This is a genomic window from Nocardia yamanashiensis NBRC 100130 (genome assembly GCF_001613325.1).
Classification (GTDB): Bacteria; Actinomycetota; Actinomycetes; order Mycobacteriales; family Mycobacteriaceae; genus Nocardia; species Nocardia yamanashiensis.
This window is the reverse complement of sequence record NZ_BDCD01000016.1, coordinates 44,575-70,726: the sequence shown is the minus strand read 5'-3', so window position 1 is coordinate 70,726 and position 26,152 is coordinate 44,575. Positions and strand designations below refer to the sequence as shown.

Annotated in this window: 24 protein-coding genes; 10 read left to right on the top strand and 14 right to left on the bottom strand. The window is 69.5% G+C overall.

Annotation, left to right across the window (positions count from 1 at the left end; genetic code table 11):
• The first annotated feature begins 82 nt into the window (after window positions 1-82).
• Window positions 83-874: an SDR family NAD(P)-dependent oxidoreductase gene (locus NY1_RS17030; RefSeq protein WP_067713822.1), complete on the top strand. Its 792-nt coding sequence runs from the start codon at window positions 83-85 to the stop codon at window positions 872-874.
• Here NY1_RS17030 and NY1_RS17025 read toward each other — a convergent pair.
• On the bottom strand, window positions 862-1,743 hold the full coding sequence (locus NY1_RS17025; protein ID WP_067713819.1) for a LysR family transcriptional regulator: 882 nt from the start codon (window positions 1,741-1,743) through the stop codon (window positions 862-864). The two genes, NY1_RS17030 and NY1_RS17025, sit on opposite strands and share 13 nt — an antisense overlap.
• Window positions 1,744-1,833: 90 nt before the next feature.
• On the opposite strand from NY1_RS17025, the gene NY1_RS17020 reads away from it, so the two are divergent.
• Window positions 1,834-3,069: an MFS transporter gene (locus NY1_RS17020; protein WP_218028377.1), complete on the top strand. Its 1,236-nt coding sequence runs from the start codon at window positions 1,834-1,836 to the stop codon at window positions 3,067-3,069.
• Here NY1_RS17020 and NY1_RS17015 read toward each other — a convergent pair.
• Complete coding sequence (locus NY1_RS17015; RefSeq protein WP_067713816.1) at window positions 2,997-4,148, bottom strand: epoxide hydrolase family protein; 1,152 nt, start codon at window positions 4,146-4,148, stop codon at window positions 2,997-2,999. The two genes, NY1_RS17020 and NY1_RS17015, sit on opposite strands and share 73 nt — an antisense overlap.
• 63 nt (window positions 4,149-4,211) lie before the next feature.
• Here NY1_RS17015 and NY1_RS17010 point away from each other — a divergent pair, with 63 nt between their 5' ends.
• The gene (locus NY1_RS17010; protein WP_067714449.1) at window positions 4,212-5,159 is read left to right on the top strand and encodes a helix-turn-helix transcriptional regulator; all 948 of its coding nucleotides are present in this window, start codon (window positions 4,212-4,214) and stop codon (window positions 5,157-5,159) included.
• 72 nt (window positions 5,160-5,231) lie between these two features.
• A complete protein-coding gene (locus tag NY1_RS17005; RefSeq protein WP_067713814.1) occupies window positions 5,232-5,507 on the top strand; it encodes a hypothetical protein in 276 nt (91 codons plus the stop codon).
• Window positions 5,508-5,513: 6 nt separating this feature from the next.
• On the opposite strand, the gene NY1_RS17000 is transcribed toward NY1_RS17005, so the two are convergent.
• The 4 genes from NY1_RS17000 to NY1_RS16985 form a co-directional block, all read right to left on the bottom strand.
• On the bottom strand, window positions 5,514-5,957 hold the full coding sequence (locus NY1_RS17000; RefSeq protein WP_067713811.1) for an SRPBCC family protein: 444 nt from the start codon (window positions 5,955-5,957) through the stop codon (window positions 5,514-5,516).
• 106 nt (window positions 5,958-6,063) lie between these two features.
• Window positions 6,064-6,510 (bottom strand): flavodoxin domain-containing protein, encoded by a 447-nt coding sequence (locus NY1_RS16995; RefSeq protein ID WP_067713799.1) that lies wholly within the window; start codon window positions 6,508-6,510, stop codon window positions 6,064-6,066.
• A gap of 103 nt (window positions 6,511-6,613) precedes the next feature.
• Complete coding sequence (locus tag NY1_RS16990) at window positions 6,614-7,498, bottom strand: RNA polymerase sigma-70 factor (protein ID WP_067713796.1); 885 nt, start codon at window positions 7,496-7,498, stop codon at window positions 6,614-6,616.
• Between the two features lie 13 nt (window positions 7,499-7,511).
• A complete protein-coding gene (locus NY1_RS16985; RefSeq protein ID WP_067713793.1) occupies window positions 7,512-8,174 on the bottom strand; it encodes a respiratory nitrate reductase subunit gamma in 663 nt (220 codons plus the stop codon).
• A gap of 282 nt (window positions 8,175-8,456) precedes the next feature.
• On the opposite strand from NY1_RS16985, the gene NY1_RS16980 reads away from it, so the two are divergent.
• Both NY1_RS16980 and NY1_RS16975 read left to right on the top strand, forming a co-directional pair.
• Window positions 8,457-9,857, top strand: coding sequence for a serine hydrolase domain-containing protein (locus tag NY1_RS16980; RefSeq protein WP_067713791.1), 1,401 nt, complete (start codon window positions 8,457-8,459; stop codon window positions 9,855-9,857).
• A 32-nt stretch (window positions 9,858-9,889) separates the two neighbouring features.
• On the top strand, window positions 9,890-10,897 hold the full coding sequence (locus NY1_RS16975; protein ID WP_067713788.1) for a poly(ethylene terephthalate) hydrolase family protein: 1,008 nt from the start codon (window positions 9,890-9,892) through the stop codon (window positions 10,895-10,897).
• A gap of 76 nt (window positions 10,898-10,973) precedes the next feature.
• Here the strand turns inward: NY1_RS16975 and NY1_RS16970 are convergent, their stop codons facing one another.
• From NY1_RS16970 to NY1_RS16940, 7 genes are all read right to left on the bottom strand, one after another.
• Window positions 10,974-11,990 carry an alpha/beta hydrolase gene (locus NY1_RS16970; RefSeq protein ID WP_067713785.1) on the bottom strand — a complete coding sequence of 339 codons (1,017 nt, stop codon included), beginning with the start codon at window positions 11,988-11,990 and terminating at the stop codon, window positions 10,974-10,976.
• Window positions 11,991-12,110: 120 nt separating this feature from the next.
• Window positions 12,111-12,506: a MarR family winged helix-turn-helix transcriptional regulator gene (locus NY1_RS16965; RefSeq protein WP_067714447.1), complete on the bottom strand. Its 396-nt coding sequence runs from the start codon at window positions 12,504-12,506 to the stop codon at window positions 12,111-12,113.
• Between the two features lie 142 nt (window positions 12,507-12,648).
• Complete coding sequence (locus NY1_RS16960; protein ID WP_067713782.1) at window positions 12,649-13,656, bottom strand: pyridoxal phosphate-dependent aminotransferase; 1,008 nt, start codon at window positions 13,654-13,656, stop codon at window positions 12,649-12,651.
• A 17-nt stretch (window positions 13,657-13,673) separates the two neighbouring features.
• The gene (locus NY1_RS16955) at window positions 13,674-14,684 is read right to left on the bottom strand and encodes a 3-oxoacyl-ACP synthase III family protein (protein ID WP_067713779.1); all 1,011 of its coding nucleotides are present in this window, start codon (window positions 14,682-14,684) and stop codon (window positions 13,674-13,676) included.
• Between the two features lie 2 nt (window positions 14,685-14,686).
• Window positions 14,687-15,346, bottom strand: coding sequence for an SRPBCC family protein (locus NY1_RS16950; RefSeq protein WP_157762290.1), 660 nt, complete (start codon window positions 15,344-15,346; stop codon window positions 14,687-14,689).
• Window positions 15,343-17,133 (bottom strand): thiamine pyrophosphate-binding protein, encoded by a 1,791-nt coding sequence (locus NY1_RS16945; RefSeq protein ID WP_084535045.1) that lies wholly within the window; start codon window positions 17,131-17,133, stop codon window positions 15,343-15,345. The genes NY1_RS16950 and NY1_RS16945 overlap by 4 nt, the downstream gene beginning before the upstream one ends.
• Before the next feature lie 215 nt (window positions 17,134-17,348).
• Complete coding sequence (locus NY1_RS16940; protein WP_067713776.1) at window positions 17,349-19,151, bottom strand: AMP-dependent synthetase/ligase; 1,803 nt, start codon at window positions 19,149-19,151, stop codon at window positions 17,349-17,351.
• A 166-nt stretch (window positions 19,152-19,317) separates the two neighbouring features.
• On the opposite strand from NY1_RS16940, the gene NY1_RS16935 reads away from it, so the two are divergent.
• The 4 genes from NY1_RS16935 to NY1_RS16920 all read left to right on the top strand — a co-directional run bounded on the left by NY1_RS16935 (window position 19,318) and on the right by NY1_RS16920 (window position 24,723).
• Window positions 19,318-20,517 carry a PucR family transcriptional regulator gene (locus NY1_RS16935; RefSeq protein ID WP_157762289.1) on the top strand — a complete coding sequence of 400 codons (1,200 nt, stop codon included), beginning with the start codon at window positions 19,318-19,320 and terminating at the stop codon, window positions 20,515-20,517.
• The gene (locus NY1_RS16930) at window positions 20,514-21,701 is read left to right on the top strand and encodes a PucR family transcriptional regulator (protein ID WP_067713771.1); all 1,188 of its coding nucleotides are present in this window, start codon (window positions 20,514-20,516) and stop codon (window positions 21,699-21,701) included. Before NY1_RS16935 ends, NY1_RS16930 begins: the two co-directional genes overlap by 4 nt.
• A gap of 375 nt (window positions 21,702-22,076) precedes the next feature.
• On the top strand, window positions 22,077-23,840 hold the full coding sequence (locus NY1_RS16925; RefSeq protein WP_084535044.1) for a sigma-54-dependent Fis family transcriptional regulator: 1,764 nt from the start codon (window positions 22,077-22,079) through the stop codon (window positions 23,838-23,840).
• A gap of 91 nt (window positions 23,841-23,931) precedes the next feature.
• Entirely contained in the window at window positions 23,932-24,723 is a 792-nt protein-coding gene (locus tag NY1_RS16920; RefSeq protein ID WP_067713769.1) for a VOC family protein, read from the top strand.
• On the opposite strand, the gene NY1_RS16915 is transcribed toward NY1_RS16920, so the two are convergent.
• The gene (locus NY1_RS16915; RefSeq protein ID WP_157762288.1) at window positions 24,707-26,146 is read right to left on the bottom strand and encodes a glycoside hydrolase family 76 protein; all 1,440 of its coding nucleotides are present in this window, start codon (window positions 26,144-26,146) and stop codon (window positions 24,707-24,709) included. The two genes, NY1_RS16920 and NY1_RS16915, sit on opposite strands and share 17 nt — an antisense overlap.
• Window positions 26,147-26,152 lie beyond the last annotated feature (6 nt).

Below are 26,152 nucleotides of genomic sequence, written 5' to 3'. Positions count from 1 at the left end.
GCCCGCCGGTGTCGCCGCCCGCCATCGACACCGGCCACCGCCGCGCGCGATGATCGGATTACTCATCGGCAAAGGAGCTTGAATGAACACGGCAGCAACCGAATTGGCGGGCCGCGTGGCCCTGGTGACCGGCGGCGGGCGCGGTATCGGCCGCGCCATCAGCCTGGCGCTGGGCGCGCGGGGGGCGAAAGTGGCCGTCAACTACCGCCGGGATGCCGCCTCCGCCGAGGAGACCGTGGAACAACTCCACAAGCTCGGGGTCGAGGCCTTGGCCGTCCAAGCCCCGGTGGACGATCTACCCGCCGTCACCGCCATGGTCGAGCGGATCACAGCCGACCTGGGCCCGATAGACATCCTGGTGCACAACGGCGGCATCGCCAGTCGCGGGCAAACCGTCGCCGATACCGCCTCCGACGAGGTAGAGCGGCTGCTCCGCGTCCAGGCGATCGGGCCCCACCAGCTCACCCGTCAGGTGCTCCCGGGCATGCGCATCCGCCCGCGCGGCGACATCATCATGATCAGTAGCGTCGCCGCCCACGCGCTGGGCGCCGCCGGGGCTCCGTACAACATGGCCAAAGCCGCCTTGGAAGCCCTGGCCCACACCCTCGCCAAAGAGGAAGCGCCCCATGGCATTCACGTGAACATCGTCGCTCCCGGGCTGGTGGCCACCGAGATGGGCGACCGGTTGACCACCGCCCTGACCGCCGGTGCCTCCCGCCGAGCCGCCGATCTCGACGCTACGGCCCCGTTCGGTCACGTCTGCCGCCCCGAGGAAGTCGCCGAGGTCGTCGCCTTCCTCACCTCCCCCGCCGCCGGCTACCTGACCGGCCAGCGCATCGTCGTGGACGGCGGCGCCTACCCTCATCGCGCCTGAACCGCGATGCCCAGGGAGGTGAGGAACGCGGTTGCGGCGGGAGTGGTGGATCGACTGCTCCAGACCGCGTATTCGACGCGAGCGGGGGCGTCGGTGATTTCGAGGGCGGCCACGCCGGGGATTTCGGCGGCGTAGGCGGCCGGGAGCATGGCCACGGCCAGATTCGGGGCGACCAGGCGGGCGATGTAGTCGGCCGTGGTGACCTCGAAGGCCACGTCGCGGGTGAGGCCGGCGGCGGCGAATGCCTGGTCGGATTGGATTCGGCCGGCGGTGCCCGCCGGTAGGTCCACGAAGACTTCGGCGGCGAGGGTGCGCAGATCCACCGCCCGGGCCGAGGCGAGGGGGTGGGTCGGCGCCACCACGGCTACCAGGCGGTCGCGGCCCAGTTCCCGGGCGGATACCCCCTTCGGCTCGGTGGTGACGGGCAGGCCGAGGAAGGCCGCGTCCAGTTCGCCCTGTTCGACCCGGGCGATGAGATCGTCGCTGGCGCCCACCCGCAGGGTGATGCGGACCTGCGGGTGACGTTCCCGGAAATCGCGCAGGGCCGCGGGGATGTCGACGGCGGTGACCGTGGGAATCAGGCCCAGGGCCAGCGTGCCCCGGATTTCGCCGATGGCCGCGGCCACTTCGGCGGCGGCGCGCTCGGCGGCGGCGAGGCATTGGCGGGCGGCGGGCAGGAAGGCGGCGCCGGCAGGCGTGAGGCGGACCCGGCGGCTGGTGCGTTCGAAGAGTTTGGCGCCGAGTTCCCTTTCCAGGCGGGCTATTTGGTGACTGAGGGCGGATTGGACCACCAGGCAGCGTTCGGCGGCTCGGGTGAAGCTGTTGGTTTCGGCTACCGCGAGGACGTAGCGCAGTTGCTGGAGTTCCACGGATCAATCTTGAATCACGATCGATGCGGTGACAAACATGTGTTGGACTCATCGATCGGCGCGGGGTGGGATCTGGGTATGAGTAGCGAAGTGACACAACGGGTTAGCGAGGGCACGTGGCGGCCCTGGGTAGGCGTGGGGGTGATCACCGCCAGCCTGTTCACCTTCGTCACCACCGAATTGATGCCGGTCGGGCTGTTGACGGCGGTGGGGTCGAGTCTGGACGTCGCGGTGGGCGTGGCCGGGCTGATGGTGACGTTGTTCGGGGTGTCGGCGGGGCTGGGAGTGCCGTTCCTGGTGGCGTGGACGCGGCGGGTGGATCGGCGGCTGCTGCTGTCGGCATTGCTCGCGGTGCTGGCGGCGGGGAATCTGATTACCGCTGTGGCGCCGAACTTTCCGATCCTGCTGGCCACGCGGCTGGTGATGGGGTTCGCGCACGGGATGTTCTGGGCCATCGGGGTGAGTATGGCCATGCGGCTGGTGCCGGAGCAGCACGCCAACCGGGCGGCGGCGGTGGCATTGTCGGGGATCTCGATCGCCACCGTGGTGGGAATCCCGCTGGGCACGTTGCTGGAGAGTCTCACCGATTGGCGGACAACGTTTTTGATCTGGAGCGCCCTCGCGGCGGTGGTGGGTGTCGCGGTGGCCGCCGTCATACCGTCGCTGCCTTCGGAGAACGCGGTGTCGGTGCGGGAGGTGTTCCGGCTGCCGCTCGACAATCCGCGGCTGCGAGCGGTGATGATCGCCGTAATGCTGTACGTGCTCGGGCATTTCGGGGCGTACACGTTCATTCGGCCGTTCGCCGAGGAGAATTCGAACGCCTCGGCCGGGTTCGTCACCGGACTGCTGATGGTCTACGGACTCGGCGGCGCGGCCGGGAACTTCCTCGCCGGGCAGGCCGTCGCCCGGAACCTGCGCGCGACATTCCTCACCGCCGGTGCGGGACTGGTGGTTTCGCTGCTGTTGCTGCTCGCCTTCGGCGATTCCCGCACCGGACTGGTACTGGCCATGGTGCTGTGGGGCGTCTCGTTCGGCGCGGCCAACCTGTGCCAGATCAATTCGACGCTGGCCGCCGCACCCGACGCCTTCGAGGCCGCCATGTCCATCAACACGCTCGGCTACAACCTGTCGATCGCCTTGGGCGCGTTGTTCGGCGGCCTGCTGGCCGACGGCGCCGGGGTGAACGGGGCCGTCTGGTTCGGGGTGGCGCTGTGCGCGGCATCGCTGTGCGTCACGGCCGCCACCCCGGACGGTCAGCGCAGGTCGCGGAAGAATTCGCGAATGTCGGCGACCAGCAGCGCGGGTTCCTCGAGCGCCGCGAAGTGACCGCCGTGGTCGACGTCGGTCCAGCGGACGATGGTGTTCGAGGGTTCGCAGTAGCGGCGGATGCAGACGTCGTGGGCGAAGGCCAGCACGGCGGTGGGCACCCCGGAGTTCGCGGGCTGCTCGCCCCAGGAGCCGACGTTCGCGTAGCCGACGTAGGCCGCGGAGCCGGCGGTGCCGGTGAGCCAGTACAGCATGACATTGGTGAGCAGCCGATCGCGGCTGATGATCTTGTCGGGCAGCACGTTCCGGGGGAAGGTCCACTCCCGGAACTTGTCCATGATCCAGGCCAGCTGACCGACCGGGGAATCGACCAGGCCGTAGGCGAGGGCTTGCGGACGGGTGGATTGGATGGCGATATAGCCGAATTCCTCGCGCACGAAATCGTTGATCCGGCGCACCCGGTCGAGTTCCAGTTCGCTCAGGCCCTCGCGTTCACTGTCCGGGAAGGGCACCGGGGGCAGGTTGGTGCCGCCGTTGACGTGCACGCCGATCACGTGATCCGGTGCGGTGCGGGCGACTTCGGGGCTGACCGAGCCGCCGATGTCACCGCCCTGCACGCCGTAGCGCTCGTAGCCGAGACGGTTCATCAGCTCCGCCCAGGTGCGGCCGATGCGGGCCCGGGTCCAGCCGGAATCGTTGATGGGACTGGAGAATCCGAAGCCGGGCAGGGCGGGGATGACCAGGTGGAAGGCGTCGGCGGGGTCGCCGCCGTGCGCGCCCGGATCGGTCAAAGGTCCGATCACATCGAGGAATTCGGCAATCGAGCCGGGCCAGCCGTGGGTGAGCAGCAGCGGCGTCGCCTCCGGTTCGGCGGAGCGCACGTGCAGGAAATGGATGCGCTGCCCGTCGATTTCGGTGACGAACTGCGGGTAGCGGTTCAATTCGGCTTCGGCCGCGCGCCAGTCGTAGCCGGTGCGCCAGTAGTCGACCATTTCGCGCAGCCAGTGCACGGGGACGCCGGTGTCCCAGTCGTCGCCGGGCAGCGGGGCGGGCAGGCGGGCGGCGTCCAGTTTGGCGCGCAGATCATCGAGCTGTTCCTGGGCGATTTCGATGCGGAAGGGAAGGATCTCGTTGCTCATGAGAACTACGGTAGGAGCCGGTTAGGACAGGTTTCGCCCTAGGTGTCGGGCAGAATCGGATTCGTGTTGGAAACCTCCGCGCGCCTGCTGCGCCTGCTGTCCCTGCTCCAGACTCCGCGCGACTGGACCGGCGCGGAACTGGCCGATCAACTCGAGGTGGATGTGCGCACGGTGCGCCGCGATATCGAGAAGCTGCGCACGCTCGGCTATCCCGTGCACGCCAGCGCCGGGTCGGCCGGGTACCGGCTGGGCGCGGGCGCGAAACTGCCGCCGCTGCTGCTGGACGACGAGGAGGCGATCGCGGTCGCCATGGGCTTGCGCACGGCCGCGGGCGGCACCATCGCCGGGATCGAGGAGAGTTCGCTGCGGGCGCTGGCCAAGCTCGAACAGGTGCTGCCGTCGCGGCTGCGGCATCGCATGACCGCGTTGCAGGCCGCGACGGTCGCGGTGCCCGCGGGCGGCCCGCAGGTGGACCCGGACACCTTGACCGTCATCGCCGCCGCGATCCGCGATCAGCATCGGCTGCGGTTCGACTACCGCACCCATGCCGGCGAATCCTCCCGCCGCACAACCGAACCCCATCGCCTGGTGCATACCGGCCGCCGCTGGTATCTGACCGGCTGGGATGTCGATCGCGAGGACTGGCGCACCTACCGGGTGGATCGCCTCACCCCGCGCATCCCCACCGGCCCGCGCTTCACTCCGCGCGAGGCGCCCGACCCGGCCGAGCTGGTCTCGCACGGCATCACCAGCGCGCCCTACCGGCACCAGGCCCGCATCCTGCTGCACACGCCCGTCGAAACCGCCGCGGATCGCATCGCCCCCACGGTCGGGGTCCTCGAACCCGTGGACGCCGAATCCTGCATCTTGCACACCGGCGGGCCGTCGCTGGAGGCCATCGCCTTCTACACCGTGTCCTTCGGCTTCGAATTCCGTGTCCTGCACCCGCCCGAACTCGCCGATCACGTCCGTGACCTGGCCGCTCGGCTATCCCGCGCGGCCGGCGGGTGAAAACGCCGCGAATCCGACACGCCAGGCATCGATGCCGCCTTCCTCCCCTCCCACTGCATACGCTGCCTGCTCATGAAGGGGATACCGCATATAGAACCCGAGCAACTCTTCGAGGAGCATGCGCTCCTGACCTTCACCATGCTGGCCACGCAGCTGGCCGATGCCGGGCACAGCCTGGCCGATGCCGAGGTCAGCATCGACGTCACCGAGCGGACCGACGACGAGGTGGCGGCGATTCGCCGGCTGGCCGCCGAACGCGGATTCACCGCGCTACGCCTGGTGGACGATTCCGTCCTGCCGCGGCGCGGGACCGTCACCTCCGCGGCGAACGGCTCGCTGCCGCGCTGATCCGGGTCAGCGCTCGAGGACCTCGCGCAACCGCGACAGGGTGGTCTTCCAGCCGCGTTCCATGGCATTGCGCGCCATCTTCTGCCGCCGGTCCTCGATATCGAAACCGGTCTGGGTCAGCAACAGTCGCGTCCCGCGTCCCTCGGGCTGGATCAGCCAATCCACCACCCAGCGCGCGGGACGCTCGGCGCGCAGATCCACCCAGCTGATGGTGAGCCGCTCCCCCGGGCTGGCCGTGAGCACCTCGCAGGCGATCTCGCCGGGCGGCGTGCCGGGCACCGCGAAGACGAAGCGGGTGCCCACCGCCGCCGCGAATCCGCTGGAGCGCAGTTGTAGCCAGCGTTCGACCAGATGCGGTTCGATGAGCGCCTCCCAGAGGGCATCGGGTGGCTGCGGGAAGAACCCGCCGATCTCGACCGCAGCCGGATTCAACTCCGCGTCGGGCAGCATGCCTCCACCATGGCACGAGCGGAGCGGTTCGGCCACGCGACGCGGCGATCTTGTGGGAATCTCCGAAAACGGCAGGTGCGCAATGGAATCGATCCCAGACGGCGTGTCACGGCCGGTCGCGGAGCTTTTCGGCGAAGGCGCGGGCGGCGGCCAGATCGGCCGCGTCGGGGCGGCCCTTGCGGATGCCGCCGACGGCTTTGAAGGGCAGCCAGGTGTCGAGGGCGCGGCAGGCGAAGGTGTCCACCACCTGATAGCCCTTGCTTTCGAGTTGCTGCACGAGCGGATGCGTGCGGGGCGGGAATCCGCTGGTGACGTAGACGAACGCGCGGCGCGGGCGGCCCTCGGGCAGGGCGCGGACGAAGTCGCGCAGGCGAGGATGGAAGGCGAGATTGAAAATGCCGGAGCCGAAACCGACGAGGTCGTAGCCGGCGAGCGCGGCGGGGTCGATCTCCTCGGGCTCGAGGATGGGGGCGTGCAGGATCGGGGCCATCTGCTCGGCGATGCGGCGGGTATTGCCGTGCGAGACCGAGACGCAGACGAGTGCGGTTTTCATGTGACGCTCCTTTTCCGGTTTTCCGGAGGGTCCGGATATCTCGGAGACACCGGCGGGGCGCGGACCGTGACGGGCGGTTCGCGTGGGCCGCGTCACAGGGTGATCATCGACCGAGCGGGCGGGCGATCTCGAAGGCGGCGAGCTTGTCGGGATTGCGGATCGCGTAGAGGCCGGTGATCAGCGCGCCGTCGAATTCGATGACCAGGATATTGTCCAGGCGGCCGCCGACGCGGGTGAGAACGGCGGGCTGGGCGTTGTAGGCGGCGACCTCGAAATCGGTGTCGGCCAGGTATTTCCGCTGCAGGCCGAGGACGAACTGGGCGACCTTCGCGGCGCCGAGGATGGGATGCCGGGCCGCGCTGACCTTGCCGCCGCCGTCGGAGATCTGCACGACATCGGGTGCGAGCAGCTCCAGCAGCGCGCGGGTGTCGCCGGTACGGACGGCCAGCAGGAATTGCCCCGCGACCGCCCGGCCGGTGGCGGCATCGGGATGGAAGCGTTTGCGGCGGGCCTGCACGTGGGCTCGGGCGCGGTGCGCGATCTGGCGCACGGCGGCATCGGATTTGCCGATCAGGTCGGCGATTTCGACCAGCGAATGCCCGAAGACCTCCGAGAGGACGAACACCGCGCGTTCGGTGGGCGCGAGGGTTTCCAGCACCAGCAGCATGGCCATCGACACCGATTCGGCCAGCAGCACATCCTGTCCGGCATCGGGTTCGGTGCGGATCGGTTCGGGCAGCCAGCTGCCGACGTAGTCCTCGCGGCGGCGGGAAGTGGTGCGCAAATGGTTGAGCGCCTGCCGGGTGACCGTCCGGGTCAGGTACGCACGCGGATGTTCCACCGCCGCCTGGTCGACGGCGCTCCAGCGCAGATAGCTGTCCTGCAGCACGTCTTCGGCATCGGCCGCGCTGCCCAGGATCTCGTAGGCGAGGGTGAACAGCAGCGGGCGCAGCCGAGCGAACTGGTCAGTTCCCCCGAAGTCCGCCATGCGGACCAAATTATCAGCGCGCGACCGCGAGCACGGCGAGCCGCGAGGTCTGCCGCAGCATCCGGATGGCCGGAATGCTGAAGATGCCGGCCAGCCGGGTGTACGGCCAGATGGCGATCAGCAGCATGACGATGAGCCCGCGCGCCTGATAGAGCGCGGGGGCGTGCGCCATCACCGCGGGCTGCGGATGCAGCGTCAGCACCGAGCGCGACCAGGTGAAAAGCGTTTCGGCACTGCGGTATCGGCCGTCGCCGGGGGTGGCGTCGAAGGTGACCAGCATGGCCGAGAGCACGGTGGCGACGAGCACGGGCAGGGTGAGCCGGTCCACCGCGGAGACGCGCCGGCGGGCGTCGGCGGCGATCAGCGGGGGCACCAGGATGAGCGCGGCGCCCGTCATGGCGAGGGGGATCGCGACGACCTGGAGCACGATGACGAGGATCCGGATGCCGCCCTCGGGTCGCGAATCCGGTCCGGCGGCAAAGACTTCGGTGATGCGGGCGACGAACAGGAGGGGCACGCCGATCCGGAAGGCGTGGATGCCGAAGCGTTCGGCGCGGTCGATGTGCGGCCCGTAGAGGTGATCACGGAACCCGTCGTGCCGATAGCGCCAGAGATGCCCGATCACGCACGAGAGGATGGCTCCGTAGGGCAGCAGCACCCATAACGCGATCATCATCGTCGATTTTCCTTGCCCGCCTCGGATCCGCTCCCGACGCGCACCTTACTGTCGCACGGAACCGGTCGCTGGAAAAGAGCCGAAAGGCTCCTAACCAGTAGGGATTCCAACCGGTCCGCGACCGGTCACCCGATATTTCCGGTACCGCGCCGAGCACCGTCGAGCGGATTGCCTCAGACAGTGCATTGTGTCGGCGGTCACCACCGGCTACGGTATGTGACACCACGCAGTCTCAGTTAGCTACCGGGCCGGTCGACCGGCCCGCCGAGGGGTTTGAAGTCCATGCGTTTGCATCGCACGAGCCGGGCAGCGGCGCTCGGTATCGCCGCCTTCGCGGCCCTGTCCCTGACCGCGGCCCCCGCCCCGGCCGAGCCCGCGGACAGCGGGGCGTGCGCGGAACCGGAGGCGGGCAAGGCCTTCGAACGCCGGGACGCGGGCGCGGCCGGCATGGACGCGGCGGCGGTGACCGATGCCCTGGATTTCGGGCAGCGCGCGGGCGGCTACGCGGTGCAGGTGTACCGGCACGGCTGCCTGATCGGCGAGCGCACCCCGACCGGGAATCTGCCGCTGCCCTTGGCCAGCGCCAGCAAGGGGGTGGCGTCGCTGGCGGTCGGGCGCGCGATCACGCTCGGCTATTTCGGCGTGGACGATCCCCTGGTCAGGTTCTTCCCGCAGGCCGATGCCGCGCACGCGAATCTCACGGTGCGCCAGGTGCTCACGCAGTCCACCGGCCTGCACTTCAGCTGGCCCGCCGATATCGCGGGCATCCAGACCGACGAGGTGCTGCAGAGCCTCGCCTCCCCCGCGGAGTACGAGCCGGGCACCACCTTCCAGTACGCGCAATCGGTGCTGGCGCTGCTGCCGAAGATCATCGAGATCAGCACCGGGCTCGACTATCAGGAGTTCGTGCAGCGAGAACTCATGGGCCCGTTGGGAATCGATCGCGAGAACTGGATCTGGCTGCGCGACCGCAGCGGCAATACCGCGGTCAACGGCGGGCTGGCCATGCGCCCGGCGGATCTGGCCCGCATCGGAAACCTGATGCTGCACAACGGTTCCTGGCGCGGGCAGCAGTTGATCGACGCGGACTACCTGCGCGAGGCCACCACTCCGAGCCCGGCCAATGCCGGGTACGGATTCCTCATGTGGCTCAATGCCGGTGACAGCTATCGCGGTGTGGATGTGCCGACCGCGACCCTGTACGAGCACTCGGTGTTCACCGGTTCCCCGCGCGACACCTACGCCTTCTCCGGCGCGCTCGGGCAGTTCGTGGTGGTGGTGCCCAGCCGCGATCTGGTGATCGTGCGGCTCGGTGTGCCCGCCAAGATCGAGATCGGCAATCTGCAGGCGCTGCTGACCGGAACCTCCAACCCGGACAACAAGGAGCTGTTCCGCCGCCTGTCCGCGGCGGTCACCGATGTGCCCGGGGAACCCTACGACGATCCGTACCGGTATCCGGCGCCGAGCAAGCCGCTGGCCAAGGATCTCGGCGAACTCGCCCGGCTGCTCGATCCGGTGAATGCCGCGCAGATCCTGCTGGGCGTCGGGCCGTACGCCTCGACCGGCTGCAATCTGTTGTGGTGCAACGGGAAACCGGTGCCGGTGGATGTTTTCAAGCTGCTGCTCGATGTCGGCGGCCAGGTGCTCGCCGCGGCGCAAGGGCTCGGCAATACGCCGCGCTGAACAATTCGAACGACAAGGGGAGGCCCTCGACGATGAGGACGTTCACCACTCTGAAAACCGCTGCGGCCGTGGGGCTGCTGGCCTTCGCCGCGTGCACGGCGCCCACGCTGGCGTACGCCGACGAACCCGCGCCCGCCGCCACCGCCCAAAGCCTGTACGCCACACCGGGACCGCATCAGGTGGCGACGCCGGTCACCACGAACCCGTGCCAGCAGTCGGTGTACGGCATGATCGCCCACATCACCGTCACCGTGTTCGGCAACGCCTCGGAATTGCAATGCACGCAAGCGTTTCCGGGCGGGCTGGAATCGCCGATCGGCGTCAACACCTACTACCCGGCCGATATCGCCGACCTTCCGGAGGCTCCCCTGGTGGTGCTGACGGGCGGCATCCTGTCCGTGCCCGGCAATTACGATCAGCTGGCCCGGCTGTACGCCAGCCACGGGTTCGTCGTGGTCATCTCCTACGACTTCTTCAACTCCACGGTGGATGTGCCGACCCTGGGCCTGGCCGTCGCGATCCTGGCCGATCGCGACGCCGCCTCACCGCTGCACGACCGGATCGACCTGAGCCGCACCTTCTTCGCGGGACACTCCGGCGGCGGGCAGGCGTCGCTGCAAGCGGGCACCCTCTACCCCGCGATCGCCGCGCTCATCGATCCGTCGCTGCGCATCGCGGGCGTGCTGGCCATCGAACCCGGACCGCTGGCGGTGGGCGCGCTGATCGGCGTCCCCACCCTGTTCCTCACCGGCTACAACGATATCGTCGTCCCCGATTTCGCCTGGGTGCGCTGGTGGCAGTACAACCTCATGTTCAATGCCCCGTCCTGGATCGCCAATGCGCGCGGCGTCACCCATTTCTCGCCGGTCGACGCCCCCGAGAACTACCGGGCCGCGGGCGCCAGCGTGGCCTGGCTGAAATACCTGGCCTTCGGCGACGAGACCGCCAAGCGCTATTTCGTCGGCGCGGATTGGCAACTGCCGACCGACAAGACGTTCTTCAGCGTCGAACGCAATGCGCGGGCGAACGCCTTGAACTGACCGCGAGCGCGCGGCAAAAGAAATCAGCGCCCACCGAATTCCGGTGAGCGCTGATTTCCAGGTTTTCTGAAGACCGTCAGATCCCCATGCCGCTGGCCAGCATCGGCCACGACTTGTGCAGCGCCTCTTCCCAGTACGGCCAGTAGTGGGTGCCGACCGGATTGAACTGGTAGGTCGCCGGAATGTTCAGCGAATCCAGCTTGGACTGCAGGTTATGGGTGCAGCCGTTGACCGCGGCCTCGATGATGACGCCCAGGCTCAGGTTGATGGCGCCGGTGACGCCGGGCGCGTTGTCGAGGTAGTACTGCACGTCCTCCAGCAGCGGCAGACCGCTGCCGCTGGAGATGTAGAGCTGGGTGCCGCGCAGCTTCTCGGCGTTCACGACCGGATCATTGGCCGCCCACAGCGGGGAATCCGCCGGGCCGTACATGTTCTCGGTATTGCCGCCCGCCCAGGTCTCGGTGGCCAGCTTGAGGAAGCGCTGACCGGCCGGATCGGCGATCTGCGCGCAGCCGCTGTAGGCGGCGACGGTCTTCCACAGGCCCGGCTTGGCCTCGGCCAGCTGCAGCACCGAAGTACCGGAGGTCGAGAGCCCGGCGAGGGCATTGAGCCCGGTGGACTTGAGTTCCTTGTCCAGCAGCGGCGGCAGTTCCTCGGTGAAGAACGTCTTCCACTTGTTCAGGCCCAGCTTCGGGTCCGGCTTCTCCCAGTCGGTGTAGTAACTGCCGAGACCGCCGATCGGCTGGATGACATTGACGTGCTTGTCGGCCAGCCATTCCAGGGCATTGGTGCGGGCCTTCCAGTTCGCGGTGCCCTCACCGCCGTCCAGGCCGTTGAGCATCCAGAGATTCGGCGCGGATTTGGATTCGTCGGCCGGCCGCTGCACATCGACCAGGATCTCCTTGTCCATGGCCGCCGAATACACCTTCAGATGCCAGTTGCGCCCGTCCTTGGTATTGGCGGTGATGGACGCGGGCTTCTGCGGTTCCGCCGACGTGTTGCCCACGGTCAGGCCCACCGCCAAGGCGATGGCGGCCGCGACAGCGGCGGTTCGCCCGGCGGCGGACTTTCGCGCCGGTACTCGATAACGCACCTAATACTCCCTTTTGTGCCGGGCTCGCTCAGCCCGCGGTCGAGCCGTTCCCCGTCGCTATGTCTTTCGCCGAGGCAAACGTGTTACTCGACAATGTCTTTCAAATGGGAGTGCCCCGTGTCAAGACATGGGAGGCAGGGGCGCGGGCGAAACCTGCGCCAAGCGGTCCCCGAGCTCGTTGATCCGGTCGCGCAGATCGATCAGCGTCTCGATCGGATAGCCGACCGCGTCCATGGTCGACTCGATCATGTCCTGGGCGCGGCGCTGCAATTCCCGGCCGGCGGCGGTGGCGCGCAGATGCACGGTGCGGCGATCGGTTTCGCTGCGCACGCTGTCCACCAGACCGCGGGCCTGCAGGCGCGCGATGATCGGCGAGACCGTGCCGTAGTCCAGGCGCAGGTGCTCGCCGAGCTCCTTCATGGTGATGCCGGGGAACTCCCACAGCGCCAGCAGCGCCAGGTACTGCGGATAGGTGACGTCCATGGCGTCCAGGTGCGGGCGATACGCGGCGGTCATGGCCCGGGAGGTGCTGTACAGGGCGAAGCACAGCTGGGTGCTGAGAGATAGCAATTCGTGATCCACGTCCGCGTCCGAGGCCGGGTGCCCACCGGCTTCGGACCCGGTATGTGGTCGAGCGTCCATTGTCACAGGGTACGCATTACGGGATCGCGGTCCGTACCGCGGTGAGGACGGCGGCGGTGGCCGCGTCGTCGCCGACGGTGACCCGGATGCCCTCCGCATAATCCTTGACCTGGATGCCCGCCTCGGCGAAGGCGTTCCGCAAGCCGAATCCGACCGCTTGGTCAGGGGTGAAGACAAACGCGAAGTTGGCGGAGCTGATCGGCACCGGCAGCCCGAGGGCCCGCAGACCCGCGCCGAGCCGGGCGCTCTCGGCGCGAATGGCCTCCACCCGCGCGGTGAGCTCGTCCGCGGCGTCGTAGCAGGCGCGCACCCCGACCTCGGCGAGCGCGTGCATGGCGAACGGCACCTGCCGGTGCGCGATCCGGCCCATGGTGACCGGCAGGCCGACCGCGTAGCCGATGCGCAGCGCGGCCAGCCCGAACGCCTTCGAGAAGGTCCGCACCACCACCAGATTCGGGTGCCGGTCGAGCAGGTCCAGGGTGGCCAGGCGGTCGCCGTTCGGGACGAACTCCAGGTACGCCTCGTCCAGCACCGCGGTCACGGCCGGGTCGAGAGCCGCCAGAAAATCCGACAGCGCGCCCGGATCGAGGCGGGTGCCGGTGGGATTGTGCGGGTTGCATATCACCACCAGGCGGGTGCGCGCCCCCACAGCGGCGGCCATGGCGCGCAGGTCCTGGCAGCCGCCGGGGGTGAGCGGCACCGCGACCGCGCGGCCGCCCACCATTTCGGTGAGCATGGGGAAACCCTCGAAAGTCGGGGTGGCCATGACGACTTCGTCGCCGGGGCGGACGAATTCCTGCAGCAGGGTCATGAACACGCCCGTCGCGCCCGCGCCCACCACCACGCGTTCCGGGGCGACGCCGATCCGGTCGGCGATCAGGCGGGGCAGGCGGTCGGGCCGGAATTCCGGGTAGCGGTTGGCGGCCACCAGCGCGCGCTCGAGGGCCGCGTGCACGGACGGCAGTGGGCCGTACGGGTTCTCGTTGAGCCCGAGCCGGTGCCCGAGCTCGATGGTGTGGGTCATGCTCGGTTCCGATCCGTTCAGCGTCCGCCCCAGCGCACCGCGGCCGCGGCGGCGAAGTCACCGGCGTGCGCGAAGCCCGCGAACATGACCAGCGATCCGGCGGGCACCCGGCCCTCGTCCACGGCGCGGTCGAAGGTGACGGGAATGCCCGCGGCGAACAGGTTTCCGCAATCGTCGAAGGTGTCGGGGTGCTTGTCGGCGGGGAGTTGCAGGGCATCGCGCCAGTTGCGCAGGAAGGCGCGATTGGGCTGATTGGTGACCAGCAGGTCGAGATCGGTTGCGGGAACGCCGATCCGGGTGCACACCGCCTGCGCCACCTCGGGCACGATGCGATTGCCGCGCGCCAGCACCCGCACGATCTTGGATTCGGTGAAGCCGACGTGCATCTGGCCGGGGCCGGCCTCCCAGTACTTGCGCGGCGGGTCGGCCATCACCGTCATCTGGCCGGCGTACTGCGGCAGGTGCCGGGTCTCGATATCGAGGATCGGCGAATCCCCGGATTTCACCAGCAGTCCCGCGCCCGCGCCGTCGCCCGGAATGGCGGCTTGGGGTTTGCCGCGCACCTGTTCCTGGGTGAAAACCTGTCCGGCGCAGTTCTGCACGGTCACGATGAGCGCGGATGTGGCGTCGGTGCTCGCCAGCAGCTGGCGGGCCAGTTTCATACCGTGCACGAAGGCCGCGCAGCCGCCGTTGTGCAGGTCGATCAGCCATTCCGGATTGATGCCCAGCCGCGCCGCCACCTCGCCGCCGTTGCCGACGATGCCGGTCTCGGGCAGCTGGGTGTGCACGATCAGAATGTCGATGTCGCGCAGCACTTCCCGGCCCTGGCGCGCCAGGATCGGGGCGACGGCGCGTTCGGCCATATCGGCGACCGATTCGCCGGGGGCGATATGGCGGCGGAACTTGGGGGCCTTGAACATGACATTGCCGGTCACGTCGTCGGGGTCGGCGTGCTGGGCGAAATAGTCGGCGGAGACGATGTTCTCGGGCAGGTACCCGGCGACGTCGAGGAGGCTCACGGTGCTCATGGTCAGTTCATCCATTCCGGCTTGATGGGCTGGCCGGCGGCGTGGCGATGCTCGCAGATGGCCTTGAGATTGCGCAGTTCCAGCAGGTGCCCGGCGGCGAAGAGGTGCCAGAAGTCGCCCACCCACACCGGGCGGTCGGCGGGGGCCGTCTCGGGATAGCCGTTGTCCTCGTAGAACGGATGGCGGCAGTTGGTCCAGGTGATCACCGAACCGGGCTTGTTCAGCACCAGTTGCGCGTCCACCACGCGCATCAGGTAGATCATCCACAGGTGCTCGCCCTGATCCCACGAGCAGTGGTAATCCACGGTCCGCGCTTGCGGATTGGCGACGGTGCGGGTGTAGATGCGGGTGTGCGAGCCGATGCGATCGTCGGAAACCCACAGCTCCGGTTCGCCGGTGGGCTCGAATCCCCGCATGCTGTAGGTCCATTCGCACAGGCTGCGGGTGTCGGCCAGGTATTCGTACACCTCGTCCGGCGGCGCGGCCACGTACTCGTGAACGGTGCAGTAGTCGCCGAAGATCTCGTCGTGCGGGTACACCGCGCGCGTCATGTCCAGCACCATCGGCATCCCCTCCTTCATGGCGAGGGTCTCGATGCGGTACACCCCGGGCACTCCGACATCGGGCACTTCGACGGGGGCGATGCGGGCGGCTTCGGTCATGCGGACAACTCCTTCAGGAAGGGGGCGAAGGGCGGAATCTCATCGGGATCGCAACGCAATTCGATGAAGGCGGGCCCGGAGGTGGTACGGGTTTCGTCGAGCGCGCGTTCGAACTCTTCGAGCGTGCTCGCGGTGAAAACGGGCAGCTGCGGGAACATGGCGGCCATCGCGGCCCCGATCCGCGCCTGCCCGAACCGGTTGTAGGTGTACTCCCCCGAGTAATAGAGCTGTTCACGCGTCACGCACATGGCGTGCGCGTTGTTGTTGAACACCACGAACGTCACCGGCACGTGATACTCCACGGCCGTGTGCACCTCGTGCCCGTGCATGAAATACGCACCGTCCCCGGCGATCACGACGCTGCGCCGTCCCCGCCCCAGCGCAGCCCCCACCCCCGCCCCGAACGCGTACCCCATCCCACCCATCCCGAGCGCGATCAGAAACCGCCCGTCCTCGGGCACCGGCAGGTAATGCACCACGGCCGCACCGGTATTCCCGGCATCGGCGACCACGGTCGTCCCGGGTTCGAGCCGCTCCCGGATGGCGAGCACCGCCTCGCGATACCGCACGCCCGGTCCGGTGGCGGGCGGAACCGCCAGCTCCGGCAATGCGGTTTCCCGCACCGGATCGGCGTGCCCGTGGCGGAGATCCGCACCGGCGTCGAGGATTCCACCCGCGGTCGCGCCGGAATGACCGGGCGCAGTGGCACTCGCCGCGGCGATCCCCCGCGCACGCAGGTCCCCGGCCAGCGCGCTCAGGGATGCACGCAGCGGACCCAGCGCGTGAATATCGGTCCGCACGTATGGTTTTTCGGCGCCGACGCTGAGCACGTGCATGCAGTCGCGCAGAGCGTCATCGAGCCCGGCGCGCGCCGTCATCGGCAGCGTCGCGCCCACCAGCAGGCACACCTGCGCGTGAGCGATGAGATCCGGCGCGTGCGGGTGCCCCATGATCCCGGTGATGCCACCGAAGCGCGAATGCCGGTTCGGGAAGGCGTCTTTGGCGTCCGGCGTGACCAGCACCGTCGCATCCAAGGCTGTTGCGAGGGCCAGCAACTCCGCACGCGCGTCCACCCGGCCGACCTCGGGCCCGGCGATGACGACCGTCCGCCCTCGCGATGCCTCGAGCAGTGATCCGATCGCATCGACGGCAGTGCTGCCCGCCGTCGGCGTGGCGATGCCGTTCCCGGCGGCTACGGGCGCGCGGACATCGAGTGGCGCGGACTGCACGTCCTTCGGCAGCAGCAGGGCCGCCGGGCCGCCCTGCAGGGCCGCGGTCAGGGCGCGATCGAGCGCGGCGGCGATATCCGCCGGGTCGGTCACCTTCTCGCAGTGCCGGGTGACGGCGGCGAAGATGCGTTCGGCATCGAGGAGGCCGGGGCCGCCGCTGGTGTCCTGGAACGCGCCGCGGCCTTCCAGGGTCAGGGGCGGCTGGCCGATGAGGGCCAGGACGGGGATGCGGGAGTCGTAGGACTCGGTCAGTCCGGCAAGCAGATTCATGGCGCCGCCGCCGGAGGTGGCGGCTACGACGCCGAGGCGGCCGGTGGCGCGGAAGTAGCCGTCCGCCATGGTGGCGGCGCCGAATTCGTGTTTGGCGACGATGCCGGTGATGGGGTGGGCGGTGCGGTGCAGGGCGTCGTAGAGGTCTTCGATATTGGCCCCGCCGACGCCGAAGACGTGGGTGGTGTGGGTGGCGAGGCGAGTGACGATCAGGTCGGCGACGGTCGGAAGGTCCGGCCGCGCGGCGGGTTCGGCGGTCGGCGCTGTGATTGATCGTGAGCGATACATCGCCCACAATGTAACTACCCCGAACTGACTCAGACAACGTGTGCCACGTCACAGTGCGGCGCGAAATAATTTGCCGCGCAAAGGGTTTCGAGTGCACGACGGCCCCACCGGCGCGGGCCGGTGGGGCCGTGGGGTCCGGGTCGCGGCGACGCCCGGACGAACCATCTGGGTTACGGGTTATACGAACCAGCCGTCCCCAGAGTTCAATTCGGTGCTCAGCTGTAGAGCGCGGCGATCTCGGCGGCGTACTTCTGCGCCACCACCGCGCGCTTGAGCGACATCTTCGGGGTCAGTTCGCCGCCCTCCTGGGTCCAGTCGACGCTCAGCACCCGGAACTTCTTGATGCCCTCCGCCTTCGAGACCTTGGCATTGGTATCGGCGATGGCGGTCTCGAGTTCGGCACGCAGCGCGGGCAATTCGATGACCTGCGCCAGCGGCAGGGCGGCGTCCAGGTCGTGGCGGGCCAGCCAGCCGGGCAGCGCCTCGGGATCGAGGGTGATGAGCGCGCCCACGAACGGCTGCGCGTCACCGACCGCCATGCACTGGCTGATCAGCGGATGCGCGCGCAGCGAATCCTCGAGCTGGGCGGGCGAGACGTTCTTGCCGGCCGCGGTCACCAGGATCTCCTTCTTGCGCCCGGTGATCGTCAGATAGCCGTCGGCGTCGAGCGCGCCGAGATCGCCGGTGTGGAACCAGTCCTCGGTGAACGCCTCCGCGGTGGCGGCGTCATTGTGCCAGTACCCGCCGAACACCACCGGTCCGCGCAGCAGCACTTCACCGTCGTCGGCGATCCGGACCGCGTGTCCCTGAATGGGTTTGCCGACCGTGCCCACCCGGATCTCGGCGGGAGTGTTGACGGTGATGGCCGCGCTGGTCTCGGTGAGCCCGTACCCCTCGTAGACCGGAATGCCCGCGCCCCGGTAGAAGTGCCCGAGCCGCGCCCCGAGCGGCCCGCCGCCGGAGACCGCGCGCTCGCACTTACCGCCCAGTGCCGCACGGAGTTTCCCGTACACGAGCCGATCGAACAGCGCGTGCTTGAGGTTCAGCAGCAGCCCCGCGCCGCCGGTCTCCTGCGCCTGACTCCACGCGATGGCGGTGTCGGCGGCGGCATCGAAGATCCGGCCCTTGCCGCCGTCGTGGGCGCGCTGCTTGGCCCCGTTGTAGACCTTCTCGAACACCCGCGGCACGGCGAGGATGAAATCGGGCTGATAGGCCGCGAATTGCTGTGGCAGCGTGGACCAGTCGCTGGAGTGCGCGACCGTCACCCGCGAGGCCAGCGCCGCCACCGAGATGGCGCGCGCGAAGACGTGCGCCAGCGGCAGGAACATCAGGGTGCGCCCGCCCGCCACCATGGCGTCGGTGAGCGCGAGCTGTCCGGCGGTGGCCTCGGCGAGCAGATTGCGATGGGTGAGCACCACGCCCTTGGGCCGCCCAGTGGTGCCGGAGGTGTAGATGAGCGTCGCGGGCGAGTCCGCGGTGACGGTGGCGCGCCGCGCTTCCAGCGCCGCGTCGTCGACGTCCGCGCCGCGCCGGGTCAGTTCACCGATGGCGTCGCCGTCGAAGCGCAGCAGTTCCCGCAGTTCCGGCGCCTGCACGGTGGCCAGGGTGCGCGCGTGCGCGAGATGCTCGACCACGACCAGTTTGGTGCCGGAGTCGGCGAGAATCCATTCGGCCTGATCGGCGGCCGAGCTGTCGTAGATCGCGACCGTGCACGCGCCCGCCGCCCATACCGCGTAGTCCAGCAGCGCCCACTCGTAGCGGGTGCCGGACATGATGGCCACCCGGTCCCCCGCCTCGATGCCGGAGGCGATGAGCCCCTTGGCCACCGCGGCCACCTCGCCCGCGAACCGCGCGGCGGTGATATCGGTCCAGCCGTCGGCCGCCGGCACCTGGAAGACCACGAATTCCGGCCAGTCACGAGCGTTTCCGGTGACGAGATCCGACAGCGCCGCGTCCTGCGCGATGGTGTAGGACGCGGGCACCGCCAGCTCCCGGGCGGCGGCGACAGTGGTTCCCATGCAGTTCCTCTACGATCCTCGGCGAACAGTGCCGGACGACATAGTCCGGTCGGTCAGCTGACTATCGTGTCGGGATGAGGGCCAGGTCACAATGGACCGGGGCCCAGCGCGGATTGTGCGCATGCACAATCACGACGTTGCGCGCGGCCCGCTAGCATCTGGTTTCGTGCCTGCCCGTCCCGCCGTGTCCCCCGCCGTCGCGCGGATCAGCGGGCTGCTGCTGGCCGATATCGACGCGCTCTCGGACGCGGTGGCCGATGCCGTCGGCGCGGTGGAGCCGGTATGGCTGACCAGCTTCAACTACCAGCGGTTACGCGAGAACAATCGGCGGCAACTGACCGCGGTGCTGACCTATCTGGCGGGTGGAACCGATACCGGGCTGCCCATCGCACGGGCGACCGGGCGGCGGAGCGCGCAGGAAGGCGTGCCGCTGCCCTCGATCCTGCGCACCTATCGGATCGCGGCCCGGGTCACCTGGGATCGGGCCATGGCGCTGACCGGGGACGAACTCGGCGCGGGGCGGGCGCTGCTGGCGACCGCGTCCGAGGTGTGGCAGCTGGTCGACGATTATTCGCAGGCCATGACGCTGGGTTATCAGGAGGTGCTGAGCGAGATCCAGCGGCGCGACAGCCGGCTGCGGGACGCGGCGCTGGACGCCCTGCTGACCGGGCGGGCGGACGGGGCGGACCTGCGCGAGTACGCCGATATCGTGCGGCTGCCGCTGCAGGGCGGGTTCGCGGTGGTGGCGGCGGCGTCGGAAACGACCGCGGCCGAACCGCTTCCGGGGGTGGGCGAGACCTTGACCGCGCTGGGCGTGCGGTCGGCGTGGCGGGTGCGGGCGGACACCCAGCTCGGCATCGTGGCGGTCACCGACAGTTTCACGCTGGACCGGCTGGCCGGGCTGCTGGGTGAGCGGGCCGGTGGCCCGGTCGGCATCAGCTGCGCGTACGGCACGCTCGCCGATACCCCGGCCGCGCTCCGGCAGGCCGAATTGGCCTGTGCCACCGCGCCTTCGGGGACCGGCCGGGTGGTGCGCTACGACCAGGCGCTGATTCCGGTGCTGCTCGCGGGCGCGCCGGAGATCGCCGACGCGCTCACCCAACGGGTGCTGGGTGCGTTGCTGGAGTTGCCCGAGCACGATCGGACCACCTTGCTGGACACCATGTCCGCGTGGTTCGCCTCCGAGGGCGAGGTGGCGGCGGTCGCGGCGGCGCTGTTCTGCCATCGCAATACGGTGCGGTTCCGGCTGAACCGGATCACCGATCTCACCGGCCGGCGTTTCTCGGCACCGGCCGAATCCGCCGAACTGTTCCTGGCCGCGCACGCCTACCGCACCCGGCGCTCCGATCAGCAGCGCGGCGCATGAGCTACCGGTCCGCGTCCAGCAACGCCTTCATCGCGGCGGCCGGACGCGCACTGCTCGCCGATATCGACGGCCTGGTGGCCGAGGTGGCGGCCGCGATCGAGGCGGCGGAACCGGCGTATCCGGAACGGGCCACGCCGGAGGGCCTGCGGCACAACAACCGTCAGCATCTGGTCGCGCTGCTGTCGCATCTGGCCGGGGATCCGGACGCGGGCATCGAGGTGGCGCGGACGAACGGGCGGCTGCGGGCGCAGCAGGGCATTCCGCTGGCGGTGGCGCTGCGGTCCTATCGCATCGGCGCGCGGGTCACCTGGGAGCGGGCGCTGACCTACGCGAACGAGAATCCCGGCGACGAGCGCGCGCTGCTGCGGCTGGCCTCGGACGTGTGGCAGCTGATCGACGACTATTCCGAAGCGCTCACCCTCGGGTATCGCGAAGTCGAGAGCGAGATGCAGCGGCGGGACGCGCGGGTGCGGGAGGCGGCGCTGGACGCGCTGCTGGCCGGTGACGGTGACGCGTCCCGGCTCGCCGAGTACGCGGACCTGCTGCGGCTGCCGCGCCAGGGCCGGTTCGCGGTGATCGCGGCGGCTTCGGAATCGGCTGCGGCGGAAGCGCTTCCGGGTATCGGCGAGGCATTGTCCGCGCTGGGCGTGCGCTCGGCCTGGCAGGTGCGGGCGGACTGTCAGCTCGGCATCGTCGCGGTCACCGACGGTTTCACGGTCGAGCGCCTGGTCAGTGTGCTGACCGGACGCGTCACCGGTCCGACCGGCGTGAGCACCGTCTACGACGGCCTGGATGCGACCCCGGCGGCGCTGCGCCAGGCCGAATCGGCTTGCGCCGCCGCACGATGCGATACCACCCGCGTCACCCGCTACGAACAGGCCCTGGTCCCGGTGCTGCTGGCCGACGCGCCCGAACTGGCCGCGGCCCTGGCGGACCGGGTGCTCGGCCCGCTGCTGGCGCTCCCCGAGCACGACCGCGACAGCTTGCTGGACACCATGACCGCCTGGTTCGCCTCCGACGGCGAGGTGGCGGCCGTGGCGGAAACCCTGTTCTGCCATCGCAATACGGTCCGCTTCCGCCTCCACCGCATCGCCGACCTCACCGGCCGCCGCTGCACCGCGCCGGCCGAATCCGCCGAACTGTATCTGGCCCTGCAGGCCTACCGCACGCTGCGCATCCGCTGAGCCCACCGGTCACCGGGGGCGGACACGACAACCGGCCCCGCTCGCGGCGAACGGGGCCGGTTCGCCTTCGGGGGGCGATTTCCCGTGGCGTAACGCTGCCCCGGACCGGGCCGCGACCTTGGGCGGGGAATCGCGGGGCGACGCCATTGTCGCCACGGTCCGGGGCAGATCCGCCGAACGGCTTGCCGTGGCGCACCGTCTGCTCGCGCCACGCCGGATCTGCCGTCGGTGTAATCAGTTTCCACAGTGCACGATGGATTCGCTGTCCTACTTTGGGACAGTTACGCCTTGACGGCGGGCCCGGTGGCTGCGGACAATCCGAGCATGGCGGCGCGGCCGGCCTTTCGTGGATGATCCGATGCTTTTAGGAGTGCGGTGGACCCGGGTGATGAGGTCGTCCGCGTCGAGCGGGCGCGAGACTCGTTCGTCACCGATGGTGAAGTGCGGCCCGGCGCGGTCTCGGGTCTGGTGCTGGCCTCCTGGCGGCGCTCGCTCGACGCGGGGGTCAGCGATCTGGTGAACGTGCTGGATCGCGGATATCAGGGGGAACTGGACCTGACCACGCGTTTCGTCAACTGCGCGGTACCCGTGATCGAGCGCCTGCAAACGGAATTGACGGAACTGCCGGTCACCATCGCACTCACCGATCAACGCTCGCGGGTGCTGGTGCGGCGCGACAATCAGCGGTTCCTGGGCGAGCTGTTCGACGATGTCTACTTCGCGCCCGGGTTCGTCTACAGCGAGGATTCGGTGGGCACCAACGGCGTCGGCACCGCGCTGGCGGCCGGCAAACCCGTGTTCATCCAGGGCCCCGAGCATTTCGCGGAGAACATCACGGTGTTCGCGTGCGCGGGCGCGCCGGTGCGCGATCCGCTGACCGGCGCGGTACAGGGCGTGCTGGATCTGAGCTGCCTGGCGCAGGACGCGAATCCTCTGATGCCGGTGCTCATCCGGGAGGCGGCCCGGCATATCGAAGCCGAATTGCGGGCCACAGGATCCTTGCGCCAGCAGGCGGTGCTGGATCGATTCCTGCGGGTGGCGCGCGCCGGGCGCGGGCCGGTGGTGGCGCTGGGCGGGGACGTGTTCATGACCGACGCACGCGCGGACGCCGAACTGAGCGCGCACGATCGGGGCCGCCTGCGCGAGGTCGCCGTCGAATTGGCCGGGGCGCGTGAGGGAACCGAGGTGCTGGTGGATCTGCCCACCGGCCGGACCGCGCGGGTGCAGGCCAGCACGGTGCTCGCGGGCGCGGAGGTGGCCGGGGTGGTGTTGCAGGTGGATCTGGCCGTGCCGCAGCCGCGCGCCGAACGCCGCCCCGCCAGAACCGTTGGCATTCCCGAACTTCCGGGCGTCTCGCCGATCTGGCGGGCGGCCGGGGCCGAAGTGCTCGAGGCCGCGCGCGCCAACCGGCCGGTGGTGGTGCACGGCGAATCCGGCACCGGCAAGCTCACCCTGATCACCGCCGCGCACCGGCGGGTGTATCCGACCCGCCCGCTGGTGATCATCGAATGCCGTTCCGGCGCACCACGATTCGACCGGCAATGGCCGGGCAGCGAACCGGCCACCATCGTGCTGGCGCATGTCGACGAGCTCGACCCGCGGCACGCTCCGGCGCTGGCGGCGCGGCTGCACGGCACCGATCACGGCAAGCATTGGCTGGTGGCGACGGTGACCACCGACGCCGAGGCCGAACGCGCCCGCTCGGAGGAAGTGCTGCGGCATTTCGGGCATTCGGTGACGGTGCCCGCGCTGCGGCATCGCCTCGACGATCTGACCCAGCTGGTTCCGCACCTGCTGCGCGCGCTGGCCCCGCGGCGCGAGGTGGCGTGCGCGCCCGACGCCATGCGGGTGCTGTTCGGTCACGATTGGCCGGGCAATATCGCCGAGTTGCGCGATGCCCTGCACACCGCGCTCACCCGTCGTCCGGCCGGTGAATTGCGCCGCGCAGATCTGCCCGAGACCTGCTTCGTCACCGGCCGCCGCACCCTGTCGCAATTGGAGGCGGCCGAACGCTCGGCCATCGTGCGGGCGCTCACCCAGACCGGCGGCAACCGGCATCGCGCGGCCCAGCAGCTGGGGATCGCGCGCTCCTCGCTCTATCGCAAGATCGAGCTGTACGGCATCAAGCCGATTCGCTGAGCCGGTCTCGTTTCGATCGACCCACCGCGATTGCCAAAAGTGTGCCGTACTCTGAAACGGGCCTTGTCGGAGCACTCTATGGAGGATCGCAATGCCCACTCGCGACACCGCTTGGCCGCAGGGAACACCGTGCTGGGTCGACTGTTCCGTCGATGATCCGGCCGCCGCCCGCGACTTCTACGCCCGGCTGCTGGGCTGGGAAATTCTCGATAGCCCACCCGAAGCCGGCGGGTATCTGATGGCCATGATCGATGGCCGGCCCGCCGCCGGGATCGGCCCCAAGATGGGTGATGTCGCCATGCCGTCGGTGTGGACCACCTACCTGGCCGCCGACGATGTGGACGCGCTCGCCGGGGTGATCACCACCGCGGACGGCGCGGTCTTCATGCCGCCCTTCGACGTCATGGACGTCGGCCGCATGTGCATCGCCGCCGACCCGGCCGGCGGCGTATTCGGGCTCTGGCAGGCCAAGGCGCACACGGGGGCCGGCATCTTCAACGAGACCGGCGCGCTGTGCTGGAACGAACTGCACACCCCCGCCTACAGCCGGGCGCAAGCTTTCTACAGTGCGGTGTTCGGCTGGACGTTCACCGAGATCGGCGACGGCGAGAACTTCGTGTACTCGACCTTCGCACCGGCCGGGACCGAGCGGCCCGCGGGCGGCATGATGGACACCACGCCGATGGGCGGCGATCAGCCGCCGTACTGGCTGACCTGGTTCCAGGTGGACGGCACCGATCAGGCCCTGGACAAGGCGACCGGGCTCGGGGCGACGGTGCTGATGGGTCCCGACGACAGTCCGTTCGGGCGGATGGGGATTCTGCGCGGCCCGCAGGACGAGGTGTTCGGCGTGATCGACACCAATGTCACGATCGAATCCTGAGCGGTAGCAAGGCATCCAGGGCGGCGGCCTGGGTGGCGAAGTTGGGGCGGTCGTCGGCGGCGGCCGCCCCTTGCCAGCGGAAGCCGTATTCGTCGGCGGCGCCCCGGAGTGAATTCGCTTGGCGGGTGAGGAATTCCGGGCTCGCCACGCGGGAAGCGCCGGTGTCGAGCAGATCCCGGTAGGCGCGGACGAAGACACCCCGATAGGTTTCGGCGTCGCGGCAGCCGGGGCCGGGGCAGTTCACGGCGCTCGGTTCGATCAGGACGCCGTCGTCGAGGAAGGGTGAGCCGGAACCGGTTGCGGCGGTGGCGATCCGGTCGGCGGCGGCGAGCGGCTCCGGGTTGTTCGTCGCTCGATGCAGGGCGACCAGACCGCTGATCAAGGCGGCTTGGCCGTAGGTCCAGCGGCGGTTCTCATCGACCAGGACGCAGGTGTCGTCGTAGCGGTCCAGGTGGTCGTTGATCAAGCCGGTGGAGTCGAGCAGCGGGTGGCCCGAGCGGGTGGCGAACCAGTCCCAGGTGGCGGTGGCGCGGTCGAGGTAGGTGGTGCGGAGTGCTGGGTCGACGCGCGCCGCCAGGGCGGCCGTGGCGGTGAGGTAGAGGCCGTTGGTGATGGAGTTGACCTGTTCCCAGGGCCGCAGTTCGGGGTCGACTCCGGTTCTCGCCCAGGCCAATCCGCCGCCGCAGAACGAAGCGCGCCGATCGTGCATCCGGTCGACGATGCGGCGCGCGGCTTCGAGATAGCGGGCCTCATGAGTGAGGTCGTAACCCTCGATCCACGCCAGGGCCCACCACAGCTCGTCATCGTTATAGCCGGTGTCACGCGGGACACCCAGGTCACTCACAGCGCCGTGGCTGTAGGTCTCCTCGAGGTAGCCCAGGTATTGGCGGTCGCCGGTGCGGGTGGCGTAGTCGAGCAGGGTGGTGAGTGCGTTGGCGCTCTGCCAAGTGCTGGAGTCGTTCTCCCACAGCCCGGTTCGATGGTCGTAGCGGTCGAGGAGTCGTTCGAGAGCGCGCCCGACCCGATCCGGTGCGGGGTCGTCGGCGGAAGTCCAGCGGGTGCAGCGGATTTCGGCGCGGTCCCCGGCCTTGCCGCAGGCGCGCAGGCGGTCGCCGCCGTAGCGGTGGGAGTCGGTGCGCGCCGAGGTGCCGTGTTCGGCAACGGCTGCCGTGCCGACGCGGCCCGCGCGGACGCGCAGCTCCCCGTCACCGCGATCGAGCCAGACCGAATCGCCGGGCCCGCCATTGTCGATGGCCGCGGTGGCGCGCCCGTCGGCGGCGGTGAGGGTGATGACGCGCGACCACACCCGCACCGGCGCGGCCACCTCGTGGGCGGGCTCCGGACGGGACAGCACGTGGATCGCCGTCGCCAGCACCACGATGCCGACGAGGGCCCACCAGCGCGCCGCCTTGGATCCGATCACCTCCGA